10 protein-coding genes are annotated in these 7,162 nt (G+C 62.0%); 5 read left to right on the top strand and 5 right to left on the bottom strand.

Features of this window, described 5'->3' with window-relative positions; genetic code table 11:
- On the top strand, positions 1–393 hold a 393-nt coding region (locus EN925_RS16120; RefSeq protein ID WP_128336701.1), incomplete at its 5' end, for a PDZ domain-containing protein.
- A gap of 9 nt (positions 394–402) precedes the next feature.
- Here the strand turns inward: EN925_RS16120 and EN925_RS16115 are convergent.
- Positions 403–828, bottom strand: coding sequence for a VOC family protein (locus tag EN925_RS16115; RefSeq protein ID WP_013530166.1), 426 nt, complete (start codon positions 826–828; stop codon positions 403–405).
- 66 nt (positions 829–894) lie between these two features.
- Here EN925_RS16115 and EN925_RS16110 point away from each other — a divergent pair, with 66 nt between their 5' ends.
- Positions 895–1,521 (top strand): TetR/AcrR family transcriptional regulator, encoded by a 627-nt coding sequence (locus EN925_RS16110; protein WP_127370445.1) that lies wholly within the window; start codon positions 895–897, stop codon positions 1,519–1,521.
- Here EN925_RS16110 and EN925_RS16105 read toward each other — a convergent pair.
- Complete coding sequence (locus EN925_RS16105) at positions 1,454–2,410, bottom strand: LysR family transcriptional regulator (RefSeq protein WP_027162049.1); 957 nt, start codon at positions 2,408–2,410, stop codon at positions 1,454–1,456. The genes EN925_RS16110 and EN925_RS16105 overlap by 68 nt on opposite strands.
- A gap of 113 nt (positions 2,411–2,523) precedes the next feature.
- On the opposite strand from EN925_RS16105, the gene EN925_RS16100 reads away from it, so the two are divergent.
- Positions 2,524–3,159, top strand: a complete 636-nt coding sequence (locus EN925_RS16100; RefSeq protein WP_024505492.1) for an FMN-dependent NADH-azoreductase — start codon at positions 2,524–2,526, stop codon at positions 3,157–3,159.
- A gap of 54 nt (positions 3,160–3,213) precedes the next feature.
- Here EN925_RS16100 and EN925_RS16095 read toward each other — a convergent pair whose 3' ends face one another.
- Together EN925_RS16095 and EN925_RS16090 are read right to left on the bottom strand one after the other, a co-directional pair.
- Positions 3,214–3,513 carry an AzlD family protein gene (locus EN925_RS16095; protein WP_127369670.1) on the bottom strand — a complete coding sequence of 100 codons (300 nt, stop codon included), beginning with the start codon at positions 3,511–3,513 and terminating at the stop codon, positions 3,214–3,216.
- Positions 3,510–4,244, bottom strand: coding sequence for an AzlC family ABC transporter permease (locus tag EN925_RS16090; protein ID WP_013530159.1), 735 nt, complete (start codon positions 4,242–4,244; stop codon positions 3,510–3,512). Before EN925_RS16090 ends, EN925_RS16095 begins: the two co-directional genes overlap by 4 nt.
- A 170-nt stretch (positions 4,245–4,414) precedes the next feature.
- Here EN925_RS16090 and EN925_RS16085 point away from each other — a divergent pair, with 170 nt between their 5' ends.
- The gene (locus EN925_RS16085) at positions 4,415–4,873 is read left to right on the top strand and encodes an Lrp/AsnC family transcriptional regulator (protein WP_013530158.1); all 459 of its coding nucleotides are present in this window, start codon (positions 4,415–4,417) and stop codon (positions 4,871–4,873) included.
- A 151-nt stretch (positions 4,874–5,024) separates the two neighbouring features.
- Here the strand turns inward: EN925_RS16085 and EN925_RS16080 are convergent, their stop codons facing one another.
- The gene (locus EN925_RS16080) at positions 5,025–6,476 is read right to left on the bottom strand and encodes an RES family NAD+ phosphorylase (RefSeq protein ID WP_127369671.1); all 1,452 of its coding nucleotides are present in this window, start codon (positions 6,474–6,476) and stop codon (positions 5,025–5,027) included.
- A 255-nt stretch (positions 6,477–6,731) separates the two neighbouring features.
- On the opposite strand from EN925_RS16080, the gene EN925_RS16075 reads away from it, so the two are divergent.
- On the top strand, positions 6,732–7,162 hold a 431-nt coding region (locus EN925_RS16075), incomplete at its 3' end, for an MFS transporter (RefSeq protein WP_128336699.1).

Genomic DNA, 7,162 nt, shown 5'->3' with positions numbered 1-7,162 from the left:
GGCGTAAACACCGCCATGATCCATGGCGCGCAGGGCATCGCCTTCGCGGTCGCCTCCAACACCGCCAATTTCGTCATTTCGGAGATCATCCGCTTCGGCCGTGTCCGCCGCGCCTTCATCGGCGTCTCGGCCGACACTGCCAGTTTGCCGCGCCGCGCCGCCTTGTTGTCGCAAGTCTCGACCAGCACGGCGGTTCGCCTGCGCAGCGTCGAAAAGGACGGCCTGAAAGAAGGCGACATCATCGCCGCCATCGACGGCCGTCCTGTCACCGGCGTCGACGACCTGGTGCGCATGCTCGACGCCGAACGCATCGGCCGCGAGACGCTGTGCACCGTCGTGCGCCGCACCGGTGTCAGCCAGGTGACGGTGACGCCGGTGGCAAGGGCCAGTTGAGGCGGGCGCTCAGGCTCCCGCCACCCCTTCCGCATACTGCGCCAGAAACGCCTCGCTCGGCGGGATCGGCTTGATTACGTCGATCAGCACGCCATTGGGGTCCTTGGTGATGAAATGGCGCTGGCCGAAGGGCTCGTCGCGCAGCGAGCGCAGGATCGGCAGGCCGGCGGCGACGACGCGCTCATAGACAGCGTCCGGGTCGCGAACCTCGAAATTGATCAGCAGGCCCGAAGCGCGGCCCCGCCCCTCTTCCGGGATGGTCTCATGGTCGCCCTGGACGATGCCGAGATTGACTCTTCTGTCCTCCCCCGATTGCAGATGCACATACCAGTCGCTTTCGAACAGGGGCTGGAAGCGGAAATGCTTCACATAAAAGGCCGCCGTGCCGGCGACGTCGCCGGTCATCAGCACCGGGTAATAGCTCGTGGTCTTCATCTTTCCTTCTCCCGTCAATTAACATACAGTCTGCATGTAAACCGAATTAACATACAGGCTGCATGTATGCAACACGATTTCGCGCGTCGTTCCAACCGCGACCGCACCGAAGCGACGCGCGCCCACCTGATTGCCGCGGCGCGAAAGCTGTTCACGGAGAAATCCTATTTCGAGACCGGCACGCCGGAGATCGTCGCCGCCGCCGGCGTGACGCGCGGCGCGCTCTACCATCATTTTGCTGACAAGCAGGCACTGTTTGCTGCCGTGGTCGAGCAGGAGGCGGCAGCGGTCGCCGAGGAGATCGAGCGCGCCTCGCCGCCATCGCTGTTTGCCCATGACGCGCTGATTGCCGGCTCCGACGCCTATCTCGCCGCCATGCGCGCGCCCGGACGCACGCGGCTGCTGCTGCTCGACGGCCCGGCCGTGCTTGGCCGCGCCGCCATGGACGCGATCGACAATCGCCACGGCAACCGCTCTCTGCGCGAAGGGCTGGTCGCGGCGATGCGGGCGCAGACGATGACGAGATTGCCGGCCGAAGCGCTGACCGCACTGCTCGGCTCCGCCTTCGACCGTGCCGCCCTGGCCATCGAGGCCGGCGCCTCGGCCGAGGACTACCGTGCCGTGCTCATGGCGCTGATCGATGGACTGTCTCGTGCTCCTCATCCGGCACCTCGCCCGGTTCGAACTCGTTGAAGCAGCCGAGCTGGCGCTTGAACTGGTCGATCAGCCAGGCCGCCGCCGGCTTCGGGCTGCGATCGCTGCGATGCATGGCAAACAGCGGCGAGCTCACCTCCCTGAAGGATTCGAGGTCGATCTCGACCAGCCGGCCGCTCGCCAGGTCGTCTGATATCAGCCAGCGCGGCAGCCCGCCCCAGCCCAGCCCCTCGCGCATCAGCATATGCTTGGTGCGCACATCCGTGAGCCGCCAGGTACGGTAGGCATAGACGCCGAAGTCGCGCCCCTTGGTGCGCTCCGACTGGTCGGTGACGACAAGTTGGGTGTGTTCGCGCGCATCCTCGATCGCCACCGGTTTCGGCAGCAAGGCCAGCGGGTGGGTGGGGGCGGCGGCCAGCACGATCGACATGAAGCCGATGCGCACAAGGTTCACGTCGACATCGCCCAGCAGGCCGCCAATGCCAAGGTCGGCCTGCCCGCTGACGACATGGTCGGGGATCAGGCCGAGCGTGCCGATGTGCAGCCGCAGCATCACGGTCGGAAACTGCGCCTCGAATGCCTTCAGCACCCGAACCAGCACCGGTGACGGCAGCGTCGCGTCGACCGACAGCGCGACCTCGGCCTCGAGCCCCTGGTGGTGGCCGTCGACGCGCGAGCGGATGCGCTGCAGCACGCCGATCATGCGCCGTGCGTCCTCCAGCATCGCCCGGCCGATCTCCGTCAATTGCGGCTCGCGCGTGCCCTCGCGCTCGAACAGTTTCAGCCCAAGCTGCGCCTCGAGATTGGCGATGCCGTAGCTGATGACGGACTGTGCCCGGTTGAGCTTGCGGCCGGCGGCCGAGAAGCTGCCGGCTTCGGCGACTGTCACAAAGATCTGAAGTTGATCGAGCGTCGGGTTGGGTTGCATCGTTATATCCAATTTATGGATGGATCGTATAGAAAATATAGCAGTTTATTGAATGGATCGAAAGCCCCATATCTGGCGGGACAAATCATTCCAACCGCTGGAGAGAGCCCAAAATGTCCATTCTTCTTGTCACTTCGAGCCCGCGCGGCGCTGCCTCGCATTCGACCCGCATCGCCACCGAATTCGCCGAAAAGCTCGTCGCCGCCGATCCGTCGAACACGCTCGTCGTGCGCGACCTCGTCGCCAATCCGTTGCCGCACATCGATGCCGACTATGCGACGGGCATCTATACCCCGGCCGAAGCGCGCACCCCGCGCCAGGCTGAAGTCGTCGGCGTCTCCGATGTCGTGCTCGACGAGCTGTTCGCCGCCGACACGGTGATCCTGGCCACCGGCTTCATCAACTTCAACATCTCCTCGACCCTGAAGTCATGGGTCGACCACATCTCCCGCTCCGGCAAGAGCTTTGCCTATGGCGAGAACGGCCCCAAGGGTCTGGTCACCGGCAAGAAGGTCTATATCGTGCTGGCTTCCGGCGGCATCTATTCGGAAGGTGCGGCCGTGCAGTTCGATCACGCCATTCCCTACCTGCGTGGCGTGCTCGGCTTCCTCGGCATGACCGATGTCGATGTCATCCGCATCGAAGGCGTCGGCATGGGTCCTGACGCGGTGACAGCAGCGCTTGCCAAGGCGACCGCCAAGGTCGACGCCGTTGTGGCCGCCAGCCGGGACGTCGCGGCTGCCGCGTAAACAGCCGAGATTTGTCCGCATCGAAGGCAGGCGTTCGCGCCTGCCTTTTGCGTTCTAGCCGATGAGGTGCCTCAGCAGACCAGCGGCGCTGACCCCGATCAGCACGGTCGGCAGCATGGAAAACCGCGTGGCGGCTGCCAGAGTAACAGCCAGCGCCAGAAGATCCGCCGGGGACTTCGATACGAAGGCCGGTGCGATGACAGAGATCAGCACGCAGCCGGGCGCAGCTTCCATCACAGCCGTGGCACGGGCGCCCAGCGTGCGGTTGCGCAGGACGACATAGCCGCCGATCCGCGTCAGGTAAGTGACGCCGGCCATCAGCACGATGGTGAAAGGGGTCGTTGCATCGATCATGCATCACCCGCCATCAGCCAGGCCGCGACCAGACCCGACATGGCGCCGGCGGCGACATACCAGGCACCGGGAACGAAGAGATAGACCAGTGCTGCAACGACCAGGCTGACCAGCCAGGGCCGCGCCGCCGCCATACCCGTCCACATGCCGCGCATCAGCACCAGGAAGACAGCCGGGAACGCCATGTCAAAACCATAGGTCTCGACATGGCCAAGCATCGGACCGAGCAAGGCACCCAGCGTGGTGAAGGCCACCCAGGTGAGATACATCGCCAGCGCCGCGCCCATATAGTAGCGCGGGCTGAAGGCCGGCGTGATGCCGGCTGCAGCACGCAGTTTGGCATCGGCCAAGCCCAGCGCCCAGCTTTCATCGCACATAAGGAAAAGCGCCGGAAACACCTTGCGCCGTGGCAGGTCGCGCAGGAACGGCGCCAGTGCCGCCCCCATCAGCAGGTGACGGCTGTTGACCAGGAAGGTGATGGCGACGATGAGCACGATGTGCGGCGGCGACGTCCACAACTGGATCGCCGCGAACTCCGAACCGCCGGCGAAGTTCAGCCCTGTCATGGCAGACAGTTCGACCGTGCTCAAGCCTTTCTGCGTGGCCTGGGCGCCAAGCACCAGCGCATAGGGGATGGTGCCGAACAGCACCGGCGCGCAGGACGCCACGCCACGGCGGAATTCGGATTTCGAACCATCTGCCACCGTCTCGACTGCCTGTGAAATGCTCATGTGTCTTCATCGGCTGACCTCGCGGCCGCCGCTTCCCTGCGTTTGAAATCAACTGATGTCGGCAGCAAACATACCGAAATCGGTCCGCAATTTGGTTGCGGAGATTGTTGTATTTCGTCGAATTCTGGCATTTTATGTTACAAATTTTCGAATAGATGGAATCTGTAGCCATGAAGCTGGATGAGATCGACAAGCGGATTCTGCGGGCGCTGCAGCGCGACGGCCGCATGGCCAACAATGATCTGGCCAATGAGGTCGGGCTGTCGCCATCGCCTTGCCTGCGTCGCGTGAAGCTGCTGGAGGAAGCCGGTGTCATCGACCGCTACGTCGCCGTGCTCAACCCGGCCAGCATCGGCAAGGGTCTGACCTTCTTCACCCGCATCTGGCTGAAGACGCAGGACGAAGACACGATCGAGCATTTCGCCACCGAAGTCGCCAAGCTGCCGCAGGTGATGGAGTGCTATCTGATGCTCGGCGATTGCGACGCCATGGTGCGCGTGGTGGCGGCCGGCATCGACGACTACCGCCGCTTCCAGTCGGAGCATCTGAGCCGCATCAAGGGCGTGCAGAACGTCAAGACCGACGTCCCCAGCCAGACGATCAAATACACGTCGGAACTGCCGATCTGACCGGCGCCCGCGGCGGTCTCTTGGCGCGCGCTAGGGCAAAGCCTCAAGTTTTCCGCAATGGTTTTCGATATGCTTGGTTTGGATTCTGCTGAACCATCCGCACCGACCGGCCCACTGTAATTGTACTGCCGAAAGAAGCAGCTTCAGCAGGTCAAAAATCCGGCTCGGTCTTAGCCCACCGATAGCGTGTGACATCATGCTCTATGGTTTTGAATCGGACAGATTCAACCGCGTGAACCTTTATGGAATCGGCCTCGATCCGAAGCGTAGTTTCGCGATGATCGCCTATCGGAGGCTCTACCCAATCGAAATCCAACGGATCATAAGGGCCATCGGTTTTGGGTTGATCTGGCTCCGGCTTCGGTATTCTTTCGATAACGGTATATTCGCGCTCCCAACCTTCTTCATACTGGCGGGCAGTACTGGCTTCGATCTCTGTGCCGACCGGGATGTCCATCGCCTCACATCGTGAGGCTTTGTAAAAGAGCACGGCATTCAGACCCACACTGCCTGCCTGGACCGACGGGAACAGAATGCCGTCGAGTGGCACCTTGCCTTCGGTCGCGAGATAGTCGGCGATCGCCTGTGTTGGCAAGTATTCAGAATCCTGATCATCCGGCATAACGGGTCGCGCCATTCTCGCAGACAACGAACGAAGGAACATCATGCGCCCCAAGCGATATGCATATTGCGGATCAAACACACTGCCATTCTCATGCACATATTTGAGCGCGTTGAGATTGAGTAGTTTCAGCGGACGGACAATGGCGAAGCGGGAAATAGCAACCTGACTGCCGACTGGCGGGCGCACTTCGGCCAGAGCGATTTCGGGATCGGTCGCACCATAAAAAGTCGATATCCCCTTGGCATTCATACGGCCTGCGGTGGCAACACCTGGAGGCGGCGCGGCGAGCTCCAAGTCAGGACGTTCCAAGGCCCTGACTAGCTTGGCATCAGACTGGAAGGCACGTGCCCGATAAAGATGCGTGAATTGCGTTCCCGGTCCTGCCTCTTCAATCAGCGGTTTGCCGTCACGCGTCCGCATTTCATCAATGTGGTCGAACAGTTCCGCAAGCTGGGTAGCTCCGGTTCGGCTGAAAAAGCGTGCTTCGGTTTTTATGCTCTTCTCGAATGAGCGCCAGCTTGCCTGCCACTCCTCATCGCCCGGCATAATCTCTTCATAATGCAGGTCGTCCGCAAACGCAGTCTCTTCCCCCATAGCGGCCGCATCGAAATCGCTGTGCTTGTCTGCGAGGATGGATTGAATATCGGTCGCCGCTGCCTCGGAGATGTTCGCCGCGTTCATGATGGCATACACAGTCGATTCTCCTCTAGGCTCCCAGTCGTAGGTGCTTTCGGGATCATTGTGCATAGCCCGCTCGTATCCGCTGGGCTCGCTGGGGGTCCTTGAATAGTGGCTGTCGAATGCCCGCTCGACCGACTCTGCAACCTCATCAAGCGTGAAGGACTTACCCTCCTCGTTGCAGTAACGACATACCCGATCTGTGCCATGCTTTTCGATCTCAGCGCGAAGATAAACCTCGCTGACGCAACTTGCGCAGATCGCCTCGTCCCCCAGGTCGTCAACTTCCCAATGCTTCATGTCGCCTCCGTACCTTCGGAGACTATCAGGCTGACTGGCAGTTTGCAGTATCGATGACTGCGTCCCTTCGCATGGGCGGAGTTTTGGGACGGGATGAAAGCGGGCTGTCCTGTTGTCCAAAGCGATCCGGCCGGCTGAAACAGTGCTCTTTCAGACTGGATAAAAAATGCAACCGGATTGTAGGATCGAACCCGGTGTCGGCGTCCTTCGGGTGCAAGCAGCGCGCAGCGCTGCCCTCTGGCATGGGAGATTTGAATGAGCTTTTCCTATCGTTGGGTCATCGTCGCGGCTGGCGCGCTGATGTCCTGTGTCGCCATCGGGACGATGTTTTCGCTGGCGATCTTTCTCGAGCCGATGGCGATCGACACCAACTGGTCGCGCGCCGGCATTTCGAGCGCCATGACGCTCAACTTCCTGGTGATGGGCCTTGGCGGCTTCGCCTGGGGCGCGATATCGGACCGTTTTGGCGCCCGCATCGTCGTGATGACCGGCGCGGTTCTGCTCGGGCTGGCGCTGGTGCTGGCCAGCCGGGCCGGTTCGCTGCTGAGCTTCCAGATTACCTATGGCGTGCTGGTCGGCCTCGCGGCAAGCGCCTTTTTCGCGCCGATGATCGCGCTGACCACAGGCTGGTTCGACACCAACCGTAGCCTCGCCGTCTCGCTGGTCTTGGCAGGCATGGGCGTGGC

Source organism: Mesorhizobium sp. M7A.F.Ca.US.006.04.2.1 (genome assembly GCF_004022915.1).
Taxonomy (GTDB): Bacteria; Pseudomonadota; Alphaproteobacteria; order Rhizobiales; family Rhizobiaceae; genus Mesorhizobium; species Mesorhizobium ciceri.
Note: the sequence above shows the minus strand (reverse complement) of the source record. Positions and strands in the feature narration are given on the sequence as shown.

Excerpts from the sequence above, each read along its gene's own strand:
- EN925_RS16085 (WP_013530158.1), top strand. The coding sequence starts at position 4,415 with ATGAAGCTGGATGAGATCGACAAGCGGATTCTGCGGGCGCTGCAGCGC.
- EN925_RS16105 (WP_027162049.1), bottom strand. The coding sequence starts at position 2,410 with ATGCAACCCAACCCGACGCTCGATCAACTTCAGATCTTTGTGACAGTC.
- EN925_RS16080 (WP_127369671.1), bottom strand. The coding sequence starts at position 6,476 with ATGAAGCATTGGGAAGTTGACGACCTGGGGGACGAGGCGATCTGCGCA.
- EN925_RS16115 (WP_013530166.1), bottom strand. The coding sequence starts at position 828 with ATGAAGACCACGAGCTATTACCCGGTGCTGATGACCGGCGACGTCGCC.
- EN925_RS16095 (WP_127369670.1), bottom strand. The coding sequence starts at position 3,513 with ATGATCGATGCAACGACCCCTTTCACCATCGTGCTGATGGCCGGCGTC.
- EN925_RS16100 (WP_024505492.1), top strand. The coding sequence starts at position 2,524 with ATGTCCATTCTTCTTGTCACTTCGAGCCCGCGCGGCGCTGCCTCGCAT.
- EN925_RS16110 (WP_127370445.1), top strand. The coding sequence starts at position 895 with ATGCAACACGATTTCGCGCGTCGTTCCAACCGCGACCGCACCGAAGCG.
- EN925_RS16090 (WP_013530159.1), bottom strand. The coding sequence starts at position 4,244 with ATGAGCATTTCACAGGCAGTCGAGACGGTGGCAGATGGTTCGAAATCC.